Annotated in this window: 16 protein-coding genes; 3 read left to right on the top strand and 13 right to left on the bottom strand. The window is 34.1% G+C overall.

The window, feature by feature from the left end; genetic code table 11:
• Positions 1-4 precede the first annotated feature (4 nt).
• The 3 genes from G592_RS0102140 to G592_RS0102130 are packed head-to-tail and all read right to left on the bottom strand — an operon-like array spanning position 5 to position 3,732.
• On the bottom strand, positions 5-1,102 hold the full coding sequence (locus G592_RS0102140; protein ID WP_036951562.1) for a glycosyltransferase family 4 protein: 1,098 nt from the start codon (positions 1,100-1,102) through the stop codon (positions 5-7).
• Between the two features lie 7 nt (positions 1,103-1,109).
• A complete protein-coding gene (locus tag G592_RS0102135) occupies positions 1,110-2,411 on the bottom strand; it encodes a hypothetical protein (RefSeq protein ID WP_155942138.1) in 1,302 nt (433 codons plus the stop codon).
• Positions 2,412-2,418: 7 nt separating this feature from the next.
• Positions 2,419-3,732, bottom strand: a complete 1,314-nt coding sequence (locus G592_RS0102130; protein ID WP_028246353.1) for a glycosyltransferase family 39 protein — start codon at positions 3,730-3,732, stop codon at positions 2,419-2,421.
• Between the two features lie 295 nt (positions 3,733-4,027).
• Between G592_RS0102130 and tnpA the strand changes: the two genes are divergently transcribed.
• Entirely contained in the window at positions 4,028-4,465 is a 438-nt protein-coding gene (tnpA, locus tag G592_RS18120; protein WP_420329240.1) for an IS66 family insertion sequence element accessory protein TnpA, read from the top strand.
• Positions 4,466-4,701: 236 nt separating this feature from the next.
• Here the strand turns inward: tnpA and G592_RS0102115 are convergent, their stop codons facing one another.
• The 4 genes from G592_RS0102115 to G592_RS0102100 all read right to left on the bottom strand — a co-directional run bounded on the left by G592_RS0102115 (position 4,702) and on the right by G592_RS0102100 (position 9,493).
• On the bottom strand, positions 4,702-4,914 hold the full coding sequence (locus tag G592_RS0102115; protein ID WP_028246352.1) for a hypothetical protein: 213 nt from the start codon (positions 4,912-4,914) through the stop codon (positions 4,702-4,704).
• Between the two features lie 333 nt (positions 4,915-5,247).
• Positions 5,248-6,303 carry an acyltransferase family protein gene (locus G592_RS0102110; RefSeq protein WP_028246351.1) on the bottom strand — a complete coding sequence of 352 codons (1,056 nt, stop codon included), beginning with the start codon at positions 6,301-6,303 and terminating at the stop codon, positions 5,248-5,250.
• A 26-nt stretch (positions 6,304-6,329) separates the two neighbouring features.
• Positions 6,330-7,979, bottom strand: coding sequence for a hypothetical protein (locus tag G592_RS0102105; protein WP_028246350.1), 1,650 nt, complete (start codon positions 7,977-7,979; stop codon positions 6,330-6,332).
• An 11-nt stretch (positions 7,980-7,990) separates the two neighbouring features.
• Positions 7,991-9,493 (bottom strand): hypothetical protein, encoded by a 1,503-nt coding sequence (locus G592_RS0102100; protein ID WP_028246349.1) that lies wholly within the window; start codon positions 9,491-9,493, stop codon positions 7,991-7,993.
• 203 nt (positions 9,494-9,696) lie between these two features.
• On the opposite strand from G592_RS0102100, the gene G592_RS0102095 reads away from it, so the two are divergent.
• Positions 9,697-11,106, top strand: a complete 1,410-nt coding sequence (locus G592_RS0102095; protein ID WP_028246348.1) for an MBOAT family O-acyltransferase — start codon at positions 9,697-9,699, stop codon at positions 11,104-11,106.
• 8 nt (positions 11,107-11,114) lie between these two features.
• The gene (locus G592_RS0102090) at positions 11,115-12,311 is read left to right on the top strand and encodes an alginate O-acetyltransferase AlgX-related protein (protein ID WP_028246347.1); all 1,197 of its coding nucleotides are present in this window, start codon (positions 11,115-11,117) and stop codon (positions 12,309-12,311) included.
• A gap of 51 nt (positions 12,312-12,362) precedes the next feature.
• On the opposite strand, the gene G592_RS0102085 is transcribed toward G592_RS0102090, so the two are convergent.
• From G592_RS0102085 to rfbF, 6 genes are read right to left on the bottom strand one after another with little or no spacing between them, the layout of a single operon-like run.
• On the bottom strand, positions 12,363-12,818 hold the full coding sequence (locus tag G592_RS0102085; protein ID WP_028246346.1) for a hypothetical protein: 456 nt from the start codon (positions 12,816-12,818) through the stop codon (positions 12,363-12,365).
• 47 nt (positions 12,819-12,865) lie between these two features.
• Positions 12,866-13,798 carry a glycosyltransferase family 2 protein gene (locus G592_RS0102080; protein WP_028246345.1) on the bottom strand — a complete coding sequence of 311 codons (933 nt, stop codon included), beginning with the start codon at positions 13,796-13,798 and terminating at the stop codon, positions 12,866-12,868.
• A gap of 15 nt (positions 13,799-13,813) precedes the next feature.
• A complete protein-coding gene (locus G592_RS0102075) occupies positions 13,814-14,707 on the bottom strand; it encodes an NAD-dependent epimerase/dehydratase family protein (RefSeq protein ID WP_028246344.1) in 894 nt (297 codons plus the stop codon).
• Positions 14,708-16,414, bottom strand: coding sequence for a thiamine pyrophosphate-binding protein (locus G592_RS0102070; RefSeq protein ID WP_028246343.1), 1,707 nt, complete (start codon positions 16,412-16,414; stop codon positions 14,708-14,710).
• Between the two features lie 18 nt (positions 16,415-16,432).
• Positions 16,433-17,791, bottom strand: coding sequence for a lipopolysaccharide biosynthesis protein RfbH (gene rfbH, locus G592_RS0102065; protein ID WP_028246342.1), 1,359 nt, complete (start codon positions 17,789-17,791; stop codon positions 16,433-16,435).
• A gap of 26 nt (positions 17,792-17,817) precedes the next feature.
• Positions 17,818-18,600 (bottom strand): glucose-1-phosphate cytidylyltransferase, encoded by a 783-nt coding sequence (gene rfbF / locus G592_RS0102060; protein WP_028246341.1) that lies wholly within the window; start codon positions 18,598-18,600, stop codon positions 17,818-17,820.
• Between the last annotated feature and the right edge of the window lie 4 nt (positions 18,601-18,604).

Below are 18,604 nucleotides of genomic sequence, written 5' to 3'. Positions count from 1 at the left end.
TTTATCAATCCTCTGCTATATTATTAATTTCTTTAAGATACTTATCTATAACTATATTCCTATCAAATTCATTAATTACTTTTTTTCTAGCGGCTTTACCCATTGTTATTTTTTCATCGTGACTGAGACTCAGAAAACACTCAATGGCATCTATTAAACTCTTAGAATCTTTTGCTTTAAAACTAATCCCTGTTATATCAGGCTCAAAAGTATCTATGCACCCAGGAACATCAGTAGCTATTACAGGACGCCCCGTAGCAGATGCCTCTAACAATACATTGCTCATGCCTTCATGGTATGATGCATGAATAACTGCATGACTTTCCTTCAGAAAAGAATGTACATCGCTTTGAAATCCTAAGTAATGAACTATACCTCGTTCATCAAGTCTCTTGACTCTATCCTCATACCCTTCATCAAAATCACCTATCAGTCTAAACTCTACACTAGGGTATTTATTCTTAATTGATTCTGCCGCCTCTAATAACTCCTCTATTCCTTTATCTCTCATTATTCGACCTATAGTCGTAAAAATGATTTTTTCATTTTCTTCAGGATACTTTTCATAAGAAAATTCTTTTATATTAACTCCTGAACCTGGTAATAATTCTGTGACAGCATCATCAATCACCTTGTTTCTAACCATGAATTCTTTGTTATCCATATTTTGAAAATATACTTTTTTGGCATGCTGTAAACCAAGACGATATAGCCTCAACAATACGCTTCTTAGTAATCCATTTTTCTGCATCGCAGTTCCAAGTCCTGTTACATTGACTATATACGGTATCTTCTTAATACTACACGCTAAACCTCCGTATATATTAGGTTTTATTGTATAAGTAAGGACAACATCAGGTTTTATGCAATCCAATAAGTGAAGGTAGTGCCTTAATAACTTAACATCTTGTAACGGATTCATCCCTCTACGATTAAGGTATTTATCTTTTATTACCTTTGCACCTATATCCTCTATCGACTTAGTCAAATAATCCTCTGGAACAGAAATATAAATTTTATTTTTTTTAACCAACGCTTCTAATAATTCTTTTCTGAATTTATATAAACCCACCTGACTATTAGCAAGTATTAAAATAACCATATTTTCCCTATCCCTTATTCCTTATGGTTTTATCTGAATCATTGTCCAACCATCCTCTTATCATACCACTTATTAATAATCCTGGCATCCAAAAATACCGACGAGCATATCCATTTGGTTCCATTGCATAATACAGATTCACACAAATAAACAATGGAATAAGTAGGTATTTGATTTTGGCATCATAAGTCTTTTTGACACTTAGCAGTATTGCATCCTTTATAATCAATAATCTAAACAACACTAAACCTACATAAATTGTAAAACCATATACTCTACCGTACTCTAATAACATACTATGAGGTTTTGGCAATCCTTTTGTTATTTCATAGTCTTCCAATGGATTATTAATCATTGCAACAAAACCTTCCCAATCCATCGAAAAACGTACATTTCTTAAAATTCCGCCTTCATCGGCCCAGCGACTTTTCGAATAAATATCATACAAATCAAAAGCGTTACACAAAAAAGCTGACAGAACAACACAAAATATTCCAACAAAAATCAAACATATTTTAACCAGGAATTTACGATATCTTTTCGTATCAGAGAACCATTTGTCAACTGAAAACATAATCAAACATATACTTATTGTTATTAGTAATATTAGAGGCTCTGTTCTTGATGTGGTAGAAAATGCCCAAACCTGAGAAAAAATAACTGCTATAACGAAGGATATTTTCAAAGACATTTTTTTATTCTGGTAACAATAATACCCAAGACCACTAATAACCATAACTAAGCCAAATCCCATAGTGCATCTGTCTTGATACTCATGAGTCCAAAAGCCAAACCACGCGCCTGTAAATGTATCCTCAACCCCATAATATCTATAGAAATTATAGTAATCTAAAATTGTAATTGCCAAAGCCCCCATCGCCAATGACATATATATCCATCTTATTCTTTGATTGATATATTCATCTCTTCCTATGGCATACTTTCCCACCATATACACCATGGGTAACATCCAGGCATATGACACAGCTGCATAAGACTCTTTGTTATAATCTAAAACCGCCGCAAGTACCAATATTTGAGTCAGCAATAATTCGCCAAAATCAAATATGATTACTTTTTTTTGTAAATAAAAATATTTAAAAACATAATAAATAACTGCACTTGTTTCTAACCAAAATAGCCACATAAAATCCACGTGCATAGTGCCCACTTGTGATGGAACATATTTATAAGACATATCTACTATCCAATGGCACATACTTGCAGTGAAAATTGCTGCGCATAAAGCCAAAAAAATAATATCTCCAACTTTATTAGAAAATGCTTTTTTTAATATAGAATTACCCATATCACTCCTATCTGTACTCATTCGCTACACTATTCCTTTTAATATGAATCTTTTGGGAAATATCAGGAATACTATACATAATCATCATGACAATCGGACCAGATAACATATCTCTATGTCTAATTGCTGTGAATGCATTTCTTGTTCCCCAAGCGTATACCAAAGCATACATTAATATTAGTATTACTCCATTAATCACAAAACTATCTTGTTTATGTTTTATTAATTTATACATTATATAAAATACAATCACCCAAGGTAGCGAATCTATACAAAACACCACAATATCTTTTAAGCTATTCCAAAAATTAGGTGTTGGAGAAACCCAAAAATAAAAACATCTTTTTACTGTACTCAACACAAATTCAGATAGGCTTGATACCACCCCTGAACCTACAATATAATCAGAATTTCCAACAACATATGGTCTATCGGTAAAATCTTTTATTGAAAATGAAAGTGTCAAACAATACTCAGGAAATATCTTTGCTAAAACTTTTTCATATATCACTTCTGACATCAGAAGAAGAATAATCAATACTCCGCTCTTAATCGAAACCAGCTTCCATTTTAAATTTCTTTCGTTCCAAAATATAAAGCTCAAAAAAGCCGTACCCCAAAAGGCTATGCATCCCGCATGTAGCCACACACTCGGTGCAGTAACTATAATTGCGATAACTAGATACCATAATTTCCCTGATTTATGCCAACGATATAAGTATACAACTCCAATCATCAAAAAAAGTTCCATTATGCTTTCTCTCATAATGGAAACCGTTACCCACAATTGCATTGGTAAAAGGCAATAAAACCCAATTAAATAAAACTCCAATATACCATAGAGTTTTTTGCCTGCCGAATAATAAATAAGTATTACTCCTGCATACCAACATAATATATTTACAAGTCTGGGAACAAATTGATATGGCCCAAATATATTAAATAGTATTTCAATTATATGTGGATAGTTTGTAATATAATCATGATAATCGCCGTGATAATATTCCGTTCCCACTCTCAAGAAATCCATCGGATCACTAGAGTTAAAAAACGCCCCAATTCCCCCTATATTAAATGAGGCAATTAATAATAACAATACTCGGAATATAACGCCTATAGAAATAACAATTTTAATATTAGATGAAACCTTCAAAGAATATATGTTAAAAAATAACATAACCGAAAGAAATGTAATTACCAATCCATCAATAAAATAGTATACACTTTCCCCTACTATATCTCCTAGGAAAATGCAGGACACTACCGATATCAGCAATACAATTATCCAAAACAACTGTCTACTCTTTATAGATAGCTTCATAACATATACTCTCCTAAAATCCCACAAAAAAATTGTAGTTGTGACAAAAGACACAACTACAATTCTAGCACAATTATTCTATTTATTCTACTTTGTGGGGTTGACCTATAGTAAGCGCTTAGTGTTCCACCGTCATGACTGACAGCGGCACTTTTGAAATAATAATAACAGCTAAATATATGGAGCATTTCACTCCAATTATCATTCGATATAGTTCACTCATATGGAGCAATTTACTCCATATCGAATAGATTATTCAAAGTGGAGTGTTTCACTACACATGGAGGTTGTTATTATGCGAAGCAAATTTACTAAGCAACAAAAATTTGACATGGTAATGGAATGCCGCAACAGCGGCTTATCCGATTACATGTGGTGCAAGAAGCACGATATCCAGAGCAGTACCTTTTATAGCTGGGTAAAACAGTTAAAACGAGATGGAGCTAATGTTCCTGACAGAACATATGCCGAAGATTACCATATTGATTCAAAACCAGATATCGTGAAACTTGAAATTGTCGATGAACTTCCTGCTGAAAAGCCACCAGTGGTTCAGCAACTTCCATCAAACAATTGTGCCAGTATCGTAGAAATGGCAAAAGCTCATGAACTAAATATTTATGAATACATCAAATATATCCTGAGTCAGCGCCCATCGAAAGATTGGAGTGATGAACAGTTGGAAACAATTGCTCCTTGGCGTCGGGATGTAATTGAAAAATGTAAAAGATAATTGGAGTAAAATACTCGCATCCTCGCAATCCTCGCTTGGGTGCGAGAGATTTTAGGAGGGCCGCCTTTTTATTAGGCGCTTACGGTACTCATTATTTACCGTTTACGACCAGAGTCTTTCGACTAGTAATTGCAATCTAACCAATCCACATTTATAATAAAACAGGCTTTCGAACGAATCATCCGAAAGCCCGAAAAAATATTGTCAGTTTTGAGGTACTGCAAACCTTAGAATCTTTATATCTCTTGATCTTCTATCTTTTCATTAGTCTGTTCTATATCAATCTTTTGATCTTGTTCTTGGAGATGTGAGTTTCTGCCAATCAGAATTCCTTTTTCAAAGATATTCTTAATTCCACCTAACATTCCATCTCCGCCATTTTTTTTTGCTCCACCACCTAATAGAGCGAGTGCTCTCGTTATATCCGCAGCATTTGGACTTTTGCCCATCGATATATCCTCCTCCGTTTTACATGAGTCTGGGCACCGGTGCAATAGCTTTTTTATTTGATAGAATCTCATCTTCATCGTATAAAGCTGTTTGTGGTTTTGTCTTATAAATATTAAAGTACAAATACCCTCAAGCTTCATCGATATTAATCTCTACGGCCGTGAGTCTATGATAACACTTTCCAACGTAATTTCAATACACTTTTCATTTACAAAAGATTTACAGCTAACATTCTATCATATTTCATATTATTTTTTTTTATAATACCTGCTTTTTTACGACCTTATTGTTAGTACCTTGTTAATGAGCACTTTTGTTAATAGTATACAGTACTATTTTCTGTTTTCCCCATTTAAATTAACCTGCTTCAGCCCTTTCTCAACTTTAGCAAATACCCAAGTAAACACCTTACTAACAATAACCGCCAGTAGCGTATCCAGTATAAACACTGATATAAATTTAGCCCACCAAAATTCTCCGTCTCTATAACTAAAAATAATATCTATCAGCAATTCTTGGAAACAGTAAAACTCAAAACTTATTGCACCATAGAACACCATTATCTTCTTAGAAATTTTTACGAATTTGGATTCTCCATAATTACTCAGCAAATCACACATCTTAGCAAATAAAAGTGCAAACGAAACTGCTGTAAGGAATGATGGTATACAGAATCTTGAATAAGGAACAAACAAGAAGTAATCCGTGTAAATTGTTAAGTAGGCTAAATATACACTCAGAATATTGATTAATATAAGTGTGATCCAGCCAGCCTTACTAATTACTATATCCTTATTCTGAATCATTAATCCAAAGATTACTCCCATTATAAAAATAGGAATTCTATTTGTAAGAATAAATAAATCTTCTCTAAGAGTACCTATTATTAGTGGACTTACTATTGCCCAAACAACAATTACATCTATAAAGAAATGAATAGGTGCTTTTGTCTTTTCAGCTATTTTATAAAACCATGGAAAGAATAAATAATATGTACCAATTGCAGGAATAAACCACAAGAAACTATATAAATCAACCGTGTAAAATTTATAGCCACTTACATGAGCCAAAAAGCCAACAAAACTCCATGGCGAGATAAATGCTTGTATAACTCCTACAATTAAATATGCAGGAAGCAATCGTTTTAATCTTCTTACATAAAAAACAGGAATAGACTGTTTTTTTATAGCATATGTCATTCCGATTCCAGAAATAAGTAAGAATACATCTACTCCCGAATAGCCCATTGTTCTAATTAAAACCCATAACTTTGGCAGGTTCCAATCAGGTAACCAGATATGGAAAATAAAAATCCATAGAGCAGAAATACCCATAATTTCTCCTCTATATTTGTTTAATAACTGAAGTGAATTATCACCCTTCTTCATATAACCTCCGTCCCCCCTATTAATTATTATTTTCCCCTAGCAACAACCAAATATCCTACTACAGATATAAGTGAAACCAACTCGCTCAAATGCCATATCCATGGAATCTTATAATCCACAGTTATGTCTTCGGAATAATCCTCGCTGGCTATTACTATTCTATTATTATCTCCCAGTTGCCACTGAATCTCTTCTCCCGTTTGATCATCAGTAACAACCATATTTTTATACCCAAATTTCGGTAATGTAACAGTGTTCGCGTCAAACACTATTTCCACATTATCGCCCTCTTCTTCGATAATCTTCTTATCTGTGCCATCTATAAGATAAAGACTATCTGCTTCTCCAGGCCATCCATCCATATGATTACCTGCAAATGTCTCATTGGAATATGACAGGTATCTAAAAAATATTCCTGCCTGAAGAAAAGCTATAACTCCAAATAGTACAAATGAAATCTTGTATAAGTTCTTCTTTTGTGAAAATGTTTTTATAGCATAAACTCCCACTACAGTGAAGCATATGTTCATTATAGATAGATATCTCCATGGGAACTGAATTGAGCTTAATAGCTTATCTACAAAACTGCCTCCCTCAAATGCTTTCCATGGGAAATAAATCGACGATACATATGCTGCTAGTAGTCCTAATCCAAAGATCAAAAGCGCAGCTTTAAAATGTTTCTTCCCATTTTCACCAACAATTAGTTTCTTTGAAAATACTATTAGAGCAATCATAGCTACCACACAGATTACCAATCCGATTCCAAGAGCTAAAAACTCCTCGTGATTTGGCGACCATGACAAATCAGCTCCTCTACCTTGCGAAAAAGGTTTGAAAAACTGTGAGATATACAATCCTTCACCATCCACACCAAACTTTGTAATGGATGTATTGATATTCAAATGTTCTGTAAGATATATCTGCAAAAATGGAACTAGATAAAAAGCGTTGGTAAGCAGAATAACTACTACACTTAGCATTAGTTCTTTGAAAACCTTTAACGTTCTCTTGATATAAACCAAAGCAAATATAAATACAAAGATTGCAAGCATCTCTGTAGTAAGCATATGTGTCTGTAAGACACCGAATGCTGCGATAACTATAGGAGCTATTCTTTTGAATATTGGCTCTTCCTTTTCTTCAAAGTAGAGCTTATAAAAGCCATATACCAATAGTGGGATAAATGCCATCGCTGTGTATTCTCCCACTGCTGCTCTTTGATATACATTAGAAAATCTATAAGCTGCAAAAGAATAAATGAGAGTTCCTAAAAGCCCCCACTTATTCTCTTTGAAAATCCTTTTAAAACTAAAATATGATATTCCAACTGTGGCTATGTTTACCGCAATTACATATATATTGTAGGCTCTAAAAAGAGGTACTCCCAATATATTTAGTACAGCTGGAAAATACATGAAAATATTAGGATACATGGTAGAACTGATATAGCCGTACCCAAACCATGCATCGTGCTCATATCTTACTGGAAACTGACCTGACCTAAGCTCTGCTGCAATCACCTGTATTCTTCCCAGATGAAACACCAAATCATGTCCCAGATAAACACCACTTCTAAATGCTGGCAAACTAAAAAGTAATACCATCATTACTAATGAAATTGCTATGAAATTCTTCTCTTTGAATAATTTTTTTATTAAACCTTTATTATCCAAGCATTATCTCCTTACTGAACCATTCCAAAAGTTACAAGACTCTTCACAACATCCATAACAGTCAGATTAAAATCAAATGTAAAATTATGATCGAATGGATAGATACACATCAAAAAACACATAGCAATTGAAATATCACAAAGTACTGCGATTACTACTGTAAGAGCTTTGCTATTCTCGTATACTCTAAAGCAATAACCTATAGCTATAAAAGCAAGTACTCCTACCAGCCAGTAGATATCCATTCTATATCTTGGCCAGAAATATGGAGACCAAAGGGTATCCATAGCTGCTATAAAAATATTTATAAGGATAAGGGTTACTACTGATGCAATCATCTTATCCTCTTTTATTTCGCCAAATGTCTTACTGTTAAATATCGCAAATACAATAAATAAAAGAATTGGGAATGATACAAATGCTCCCAGTTCAAGTAAATTGATATCTCTTGATGAGATAACAAAATAATGAACTATTCCATGTATCTCTTCTTTTAGATTAAGTCTTGAAAGCATACTCATGTACTGAGACTGATCCTCAGTAGTAAGCTGGTAAGACTGGCCAAACTCAAATGGATTCTCAAATCGTAAATAGTTGTATGCCATAATCAATCCACCACAGACTGCATATGGTATAGCAACGAATAAAAGCTTTAACAATAACTTTATAGAAAATCCTCGTCTTCTAAAATAGGTAACTACTAAAGGAATAGCGAAAAAATTCGCAAATGCGATAGTAGGTCTACAGCCAAATGCTAAAGCTCCGAATAATCCTCCTAATACCGCATATACGATAGACTTGTTCTCACTACAGTCATCATATACTGCCTTCAAGTAGAAGAAGAAACTAAACAGCTCCACACATATTCCCATTACATTTGGAACAGTATAAAGCGATGGAGCTCCAACTGCATACCAAACAGAAATGATAGACATAGTAGCACACAGCATAATGTAACTACCAAATTTCATTTCTTTAAAGAATATGTCCGCAAGCTTCTTAAACAATAGACACATTGCAAAAATCAATACGGTTACTATTATCTGTGTGCCTCTGAATCCTAACAGCGAATGTCCCGTGATCAACAAATATGGCAAATATACCAATACAACAGGTGTCACACCAAAGTACATATAATAGTGGCCTTTGTAGTAAGCTGTGTCGTATTCAAAATTGGCACCAACCTCATCACGGCCCCATCTGTCATATGGATTTTCCATCGCTTCAAGCTTTGGGTCCACTTCCAAATCAAGATATAGATGTCCTGCTGCAAATGCCTCGGCCTGCTGTTCGTACTGCTGTCTCTGAGTTTTATGGTGACCATTATAACTTGGAGACAAATCCATAGGTAGTAAGCACACAATGATTAAGTAAATCATCAGCGCAAGCCCTATTCGCCATTCCTTAGCTGTGGCTTCATTAATTTTTATTCTGTTGATTTTTAGATTTGGATTAATTAGCACCACCATAAGCACTAAAGAAAACCAAAAAATAAAGCTGTAAACTATATTCACCTTTTTACTTCCTACCCTATCTATGCTTGATTTTATATCATTTTATAAATCTAACTACACTGGATAATTTTATCATAAGTACTTTTTTTATTCTATATATTGAATCTACGCCATGGTATATTTAATAGTCCTTATGATATAATTATATAGATTATTAAATCAAAATTTATCCTAATATATAAACCTTTTGAAAGGGGATTATAATGTCTTTTACATCAACATTATTTTTGTTTGTTTTTTTACCAATTTCCTTATCTTTTTATTATTTTTCCAAGGACTCATTTAAAGAATATTTGCTATTTGGTTTTAGCTCAATTTTTTATTCATTGGGGTCAATTTATTTTCTTGTTTTATTTCTAAGTTCAATAACTGCCACTGTATTAATTGGACGTATCATGCAAAAAATGGATAAGTCAAAACTCAAAACTCTTCTATTAGTTTTAGGAATTTCAATTAATACTGGCATACTTTTCTATTATAAATACTTTAATTTTGCTGGTTCAACATTGTCACAGCTTACCGGAATAGATTTTAAAGCACGTGAATTACTTTTGCCACTAGGCATTAGTTTCTACACCTTTAAGGCAATTTCATACCTTGCAGATATTTACTCAGGAAAATCCATACTAGATACCGAAGCTATACATGATTTTTTGTATCTATCTATTTTCTCTCAGATACAGTCTGGTCCAATCACAAGATATGGAGATTTTAAAAGATTAGATTGCAATATAAAAGATTCTTTTTCCAATGGAGCTATAAGATTTATGCTCGGTTTTAACAAAAAAGTTCTCATTGCAAATGTATTAGCAAACATTACCGATGAGGTCTTTAGCAAACCAGTAAGTGAATGCTCAACTTACTATCTATGGCTTGGTTCTATTTGTTATTCATTACAATTATTCTTTGATTTCACAGGCTATTCAGATATGGCAATTGGAATCACTGAAATGTTTGGGTACTCTTGTACAGAGAACTTTAACTATCCATACATGACAGAATCCGTTTCAAAATTTTGGAGAAGGTGGCATATATCTCTCAGTGAATGGTTTAGGGATTACATCTACATTCCTATGGGTGGTTCTAGAAACAAACACCATATTTTAGTTTATTTTAATCTCTTTGTTGTCTGGGTGTTAACTGGTATTTGGCATGGTGCTGCATGGAATTTTATTTGGTGGGGTATGGGATATTTTATACTCATTTCCTTTGAAAAACTTACCGGTCTGCCTAATCGTTTCAAGACAATTATTGGAAAAGGACTATATAGGCTATTCACACTGCTTTTTATTAATTTTCAATGGGTCATGTTTAATTCAAAAAATATCGATACAGGATTAGAATATATTAAGCATATGATTGTATACCAAAATAATGAATTAGCTACTCTAAGAGCTAAATTTTTATTTAAGGATTACATTTTCTTTATCGTTGTTGCCATCATATTCTGTTTCCCTATCGTCCCTTGGATTAAAAATAAAATGATTACTAAAGAAGTACCAGCTCGAACTTTTGACATTATTGAAAATACCATCATATTTATTTCATTTTTATGGGCAATTTCATTTATAATTGCTGGCCAAAATAATCCATTCGCATATGCCAATTTTTAGGAGGAACCATGTTTAAACATAAGAATAATATAAAACGTGTCTTCGCAATGTTCTTTATATTTATATTAGTTATAGAATTCATAAGAAGTAATTCCTATCTTAGAATACAATATTTATTGTCTTATTTAGGGCAAGAAAAGCTAACAAGTGAGTCAATAACTGTAGATTCATTAGAGAGTGAATTTTCATCGAATATATATCTTAAAAATAAATATTTAAACCTTAATGGAGCCATGGCAGGAATCCTCGGAATGCAAGGTTTTTATAGCAATATCGGAATTTATGTCACTGATGATAATTATATAGTTTCTCCTTCAAACTATACCACCACTGATTACGAATATGATGAAACAGTGGCCCTTAGAGATTTTCTTGAAGAAAACGGAATTCAATTTCTATATGTAAACGAACCTACAAAATATATAGATGACAATCTATTTCTTAACGAATTCGGAATCGAAACATATAGTAATAGAAATGCAGATAAATTTCTAAGTCGAATACACGAGGCAAATATAAACACTTTAGATCTTCGTGATAATATTAAGTCTGAAGGTCTAAACATTCAGGATTTATTTTATAGAACTGATCATCACTGGACTGTTCCTGCTGGTTTATGGGCAACAAAAATCATAGCCCAAAAACTTAATGATGACTACGGCTACAACATCGATTTATCTATTTATAATGATGAGAATTATGTTACAAAAGAATGGAAAAATTGTTGGCTAGGTGAACAAGGTCGAAAAGTCGGTGCACCATATGTAGGATTAGACAACTATATTGAAGTCAAACCTACTTTTCCTACAAGTTACGTATTCATTAAAACAGATGGTACAGTATGCGACGGGACTTTTGATAGTTTCATCGACGAATCCATATATAAACCAAACAACGATATTTATGATTCAATCACATGGCATTATTCCTATGATCGGATAGATTGTATAAATAACAATGTTGCAAATGGAAAAATTCTTATAATAGGTGATTCATATGAACATGTTACACAACCATTTTTATCACTTGGGGTACATGAAGTTCATTCGTTAATTATGAGAAAGTTCGATGACTCATTTAGTCTAAGAAATTATATTTTAAAAAATGAATATGATACTGTTATCGTCGCCTATGCTCAATTTATGATTGGCGCCCATGATGACGAGACATCTTCACAGTATAGAATGTTCAAATTTGATTATTAATATTTTCAATATTATTCTCCACTGTCCAATCGGACAGTGGAGTTTTTCAGCTCACTCTTCTCTTAGATAAATATTCATAAACGGGAAAATGAAAATTGTCATTACTGCTATTGGCCAATAATAACGGTAATCACTCCAGCCAGATGCAGCATATAAAGCAAAGACATTAAATATAGCAGGAATAAAAACAATCAAACTTAATCCTCTCCCCTTTAATAAGGCATACACTATATCCCCTAATAAAAACAACGTATAAATACCTGTTCGCCATGCCAAGATAAATATCACAGGGTTAATTGTTAATTTCGAGGTTATGGCTGCAAACATATTTGTTAATTTATTTTCAATTCTTGCAGGATATTTGTAAGGCATAGTATCCTTCCAGCTCATATAAAAGTAATAACTGGCAATTAAAAGCCAAATACTCCTTATTTTTCTTGGAATTAAGAAATATACTACTAGTACTAACGGAAAAAACACCCCAAATTCTACAGAATTAAATTGCATAACACCTTCATCCCACTTTAAGCATTTACTTTATGATTTACTTAATGTTAAAAATTGATTCTTTCCTCCTCAATAACTAGAGGTCTATTCATAATACGTTGATTCATGCTGAGTATATATTCGCCCATGAACCCTAAAAAAATGAGCTGTATACTTCCAAGGAAAAACATTCCAATAAGTATTGGTGCAGTTCCTGCCACAAATCTATCCCAATACAATAGCTTTAATACTAAATATATTATAGCAATAATAAAACTAATTCCAGCTACTCCTGCACCAACAAAAGTGGCTAATCTTAACCCAACCTTTGTATATGAAGTAAATCCAAGCATAGCCGCATCAAACAGTCTATAGAAATTATTACTGGTCTTACCTGCTCTTCTAAGCTGTTGTTCATATGGTATTTCTTTTCGTCTAAATCCAAGTTCTGCCACAATTCCCCTAAGGAATGGTGTTGGATCTTTCAGTTCTCTAAGAACCTGTATAAAATCTTTGTCATATAAACCAAAACCGGTAAAATGCTCTATCTGTTCTACATCTGAGAATTTCTTGATAGTTTTATAATATAAAGAACGAAAGGCATACATAATTTTATTTTCTTTACTTGTAACCTTCTGTCCAATTACAATTCGATAACCATTTTCCCATTCAGCAATAAATTTTGGAAGCATATCTATAGGATCCTGAAAATCTGCACACATTAAAACAGTGGCATCTCCTGTAGACTGTAACAATCCATAGTATGGTGAATTAAACTGCCCAAAATTCTTTGCATTAAAGATTGCCTTTATCTTTTTATTATTTGAAGTCATTGCGCGAAGTATGGCTCTTGTATTATCACTTGAATCATTATCTATAAAAATGATTTCGTAATCATAATTGGTGAGCTCTTTCTCAAACTCCTCTATAATAGCCTCTGACAATGGCTTGACATTTTCTTCTTCATTAAAAGTAGGCACTACAATGCTTATCTTCTTCATCTCATACTCCGTATATTATCTTCTAAACTCAATTACTTTCTTAATTCCTTCTTCGAAGGATACTGCCGGAGTGAACCCCAGATTTGAATAGCTCTTTTTTGTATCTGGCTCTATTCCGTATACTACTGTATCTCCTGGCTCAGCAAAATTACACTTCGCATTTACGAATTGATTGCTGATACTTTCAATAAACTGTCGTAATGGCTTGGATTCATTCCCTGCCACATGATATATACCAGCATCAATATCTTTACTTCCCAGTAAATAGAACATTCTTCCCGCATCAGACTCAAATAAATAATTCCATGTCTGAAGTCCTGCTGAGAAGTTTGCCTCTTCTCCTTTAAGGAACTTGTCAATACCATAATTAATCATGGTGCCCTCATTATCATAGCAACCATATACACTGAATATTCTTGCCCAGATATGCTTTATTCCAAGCTGTTCACACATTCTTTTACTAAGCATATTTGCAGAATATTTTGCAATCCCATATGATGTGACTGGATGTGGAACCGTCTCTTCTGAAATAATACCTTCACATCCACCATATTCTGCCTGAGAACCAGCCCCCACAAATCTCTTACAGCCTAATTTGTTTGCCAGCTCTACAGCCTTTAATGTAGTGCGAATATTATCCTCCTGCGCAAGTGGATAATCTCTTTCAGCCTTATTAGTGTGTCCCCATGCGAAATGGTAAAACACATCATAAGGTGTTCCATCACCCTGAAAAGAATCAAGACCATCCAAATCCGCATATTCAACCTGTAGGTATTCAGACTCAGGAAGTCTTGCTAAACGACTACTTCCTTCTCGTACTATAGCAAGTACTGTATTCTTATTTTCAATGCATTCTTTAATCAGTGCCACGCCTAACATACTTGTGGCACCAGTTACAACCACTCGCATCTACAACCTCATTAATTCTTCAAATAGATTTCTATCTATTAGTGGTTCTTGATCTTGATTTGGTTTTCCAAATTCAAGTTTAGGGAATACATATGTATTCTCATTTATTTTTATTTCAAACAAACATGGGTAATCATCATTCAACGCTTCTTTTACAGCATCTACCTGTCCTATTTTAGAAATACAATAATATTTCAACCCATATGCGCCTGCGATACCTTCGAAGTTTGGTGAAGAAAAACCACCTTCGTCCACAGTTTGAAAAAAATTATTATTAAAGTACATCTCCTGAAAATGTCTAATCATACCAAGAGCATTGTTATTAAAAACAAATATCTTTACTGGCAATTTATCTCTACATACAGTCTGAAGCTCCTGTATATTCATTTGAATACCACCATCTCCATTAAAAGAATATACTTTTTTGTTAGCACCATAGCATGCACCTATAGCTGCAGGTAAAGAATACCCCATTGCACCATGTCCACCTGAAAATAGTATTCGCTGTCCAACTTTGAGGTTAAATGACTGTGCTACCCAAACCTGATTTTGCCCCACATCGGTCGTTATTACAGATTCTCCATCAATATATTCACTAATTTTACTAACAAATTGATTTGGTAACCTATTATCCATGCCAAAAAGTTTACATTTGATTTCTTCACATATTGAAATCCAATTATTGTATTTATCTTTCTGATTTTCAAATACTTCAGATATTTGTTCAATAGCCAGCTCTGAATCGGCAACGACTGGTAACTCATCATTATGAACCTTATATTCCAGTTCTCCAGTATCAATATCGATTCTAATCAAATTGGCCGTTGGTGCAAAATTCATTCGTTTTGCGCCAACCTGTCGTATATCAAGTCGCGAACCTACCGCAATTACTAAATCACTTTTGGCTACTATAAAATTAGCTGTTCTATCACCATATGCGCCAATGAATCCATAATAATTTTCTAAACCAGCTGCACAATCCACAGCTAGCATTGATGATACAACGGGAATGCCCATAGATTTTATATATTCAAAATTCTTATCTTTTCGTTCCAGACCGTTGCCAATGACCAACACTGGTCTTTGTGCACTTTTTATTTCTTTTTCAATATTCTTTAACGTTGCCTTATCAATCGATTTTTTAATCTCTTTTTGAACATTATATGGTTGCAATTTTCCAGGTTCAATATCACCTCTAGTCACATCCATAGCCACATCCAAAAGCACCGGTCCCTTACGACCTTCATTAGCAATAAAGAATGCCTTTTCTAATTCATACTTGATTAGCTCAGGGCTATTAACTCTAGCGGAGTACTTTGTACACTGTGAAACCATTGAAACAATATCAGTTTCTTGAAATCCTCTTTGCCGAACATTCATGTTTTCCTTTTGCTCAAATGAATTAACCTGCCCTGTAATAAATACTGTTGGGATTGAATCCATATAAGCATTGCATATCCCAGTGATTAAATTAGTCGCACCTGGACCACTAGTCGCATATGCAATTCCTGTTTTACCACTAATTTGAGCATATCCACATGCTGCAAAAGCAGCACCTTGCTCATGGTAAGTAACATGCGCTGATATTTGATCTTGATATTTACTAAAGGAATCCATTAAATGAGTAACCATTCCACCTGGATACCCAAATACATGCTCTATTCCTCTGTCTATTAAAAATTCAACAATATAATCTGATACTTTCAATTTTACATCCCTATTGATCTACTGATTTACAGCCTCTTCAATTACCTGAGCCATATAATCAATCATATCATCTGTCATACCTGGGTATACACCTACCCAGAATGTATTATTCATAATGTATTCTGTATTCTCAAGTTCTCCAACCACTCTGTATGCATCTGTACCACGAATCTGATCGAAGCATGGATGCTTAATGAGATTTCCAGAGAAAAGAAGTCTAGTCTGAACGTTATGTTCCTCGATATACTTTGTTACATCATTTCTCTTAACACCACTCTCTGGTTTTACTGAAACTAAGAAACCAAACCAGCTAGGCTCTGAATTCTCTGCTGGCTCAGGAAGAATAATCTTATCTGCCACTGAGCTATTTGCAAGTGCATCGTGTAAACGAGCCCAGTTATGACGACGTCTCTCAATAAAGGTTGGGAATTTTTTAAGCTGTTCCACACCAACTGCTGCCTGCAAATCAGTTACCTTAAGATTATATCCAAAGTGACTATAAACATATTTATGATCATATCCCTGTGGAAGCTGGCCATACTGACCGTCATATCTGTGACCACAGAAATCATCCTGTCCTGATGGGCAGATACAATCACGTCCCCAATCTCTGAATGAGAGAATAAATCTGTGAAGCTGTGGATTGTTTGTATAAACACAACCACCTTCACCCATTGTCATATGATGTGGTGGATAGAATGATGATGTTCCGATATCTCCCCAAGTACCTGAGAATCTTGTCTCACCATCAATTGTATACTTTGTTCCAAGGGCATCACAGTTATCCTCTACAAGCCATAAGTTGTGCTTGTCACAGAATGCCTTCACAGCCTTCAAATCAAATGGATTGCCAAGAGTATGGGCAATCATTACAGCCTTTGTTTTAGAGCTTAAAGCTGCCTCAAGTTTTGTAACATCAATATTGTACTGAGGAACTGTTACATCTACAAAAACAGGAACAGCTCCATACTGAATCATTGGTGTAACTGTAGTAGGAAATCCAGCTGCAACAGTGATTACCTCATCACCTCTCTTAATCTGTCTATCTCCAAGTTCTGGCGCAGTAAGAGTCATAAATGCAATAAGATTTGCAGAAGAACCAGAATTTACAAGATGAGCGAATTTTACTCCAATCCACTGAGCAAACTCTTTCTCAAACTGGTCAGAAAAACGACCTGTTGTAAGCCAGAAATCAAGCATTGCATCTGTAAGAGACTGCATCTCTTTCTCATCATATACACGGCTCGCGTAACTTATACGGTCACCAGGTTTAAAGTTCTCCTTAGATTCCTTTGGTTCCTTAAAATCATGATAATAATCTGCTACAAGAGCCTTTATCTGTTCTCTTGCTTCTGCTTCATTATTCCAATTAGACATTTTTATTCCTCGTTTCTAACTAATTACTAATCTTCCCATTTCTTCCATGGTGCTTTGCCTGCTGCAAGAAGTTTTTCCAACTGTTGTTTTTCTCGAATGTTATCCATACACTGCCAAAAACCTCTATGCATATAGCTCATAAGCTGACCTTCATTTGCAAGTTTCTCTAAAGGTTCTTTCTCAAACACAGTCTGATCACCTTCAATGTAATTAAACACTTCTGGATTTAAAACCATATATCCTGCGTTTATTGGTGCGCCATCAGATAACTTCTTCTCACGGAATGACTTTACAGCGTTATCACCACCTATATCTAAAACACCCTTTGACTGATCCTGAAGCACTGCAGTAAGCGTGGCAAGCTTACCATGTTCCTTATGAAACTCCACCAATTTCTTAATATCTACATCACAGACACCATCGCCATAAGTCATAAGGAATAGTTCATTTCCTACATATTTTTGAATACGTTTGATACGACCACCGGTCATAGTATTAAGACCAGTGTCCACTACCGTAACCTTCCATGGTTCCATATGTGACTCATGAACAATCATATCAGACGTACCATTTGTATAATCAAATGTAATATCACTATTATGAATAAAATAGTCGGCAAACCATTCTTTTATTATGTGCTGTTTATAACCTGCGCAAATTATAAACTCATTATATCCATAATATGAATACTCTTTCATAATATGCCAAAGTATAGGTTTTTCCCCAATTTCAATCATTGGCTTAGGTTTAAATTGAGATTCCTCGGATATACGAGTTCCATATCCTCCTGCTAAAATTACTACTTTCATAAAT

Source organism: Pseudobutyrivibrio ruminis CF1b, assembly GCF_000424005.1.
In the GTDB taxonomy this organism is placed as follows: domain Bacteria; phylum Bacillota; class Clostridia; order Lachnospirales; family Lachnospiraceae; genus Pseudobutyrivibrio; species Pseudobutyrivibrio ruminis_C.
Note: the sequence above shows the minus strand (reverse complement) of the source record. Positions and strands in the feature narration are given on the sequence as shown.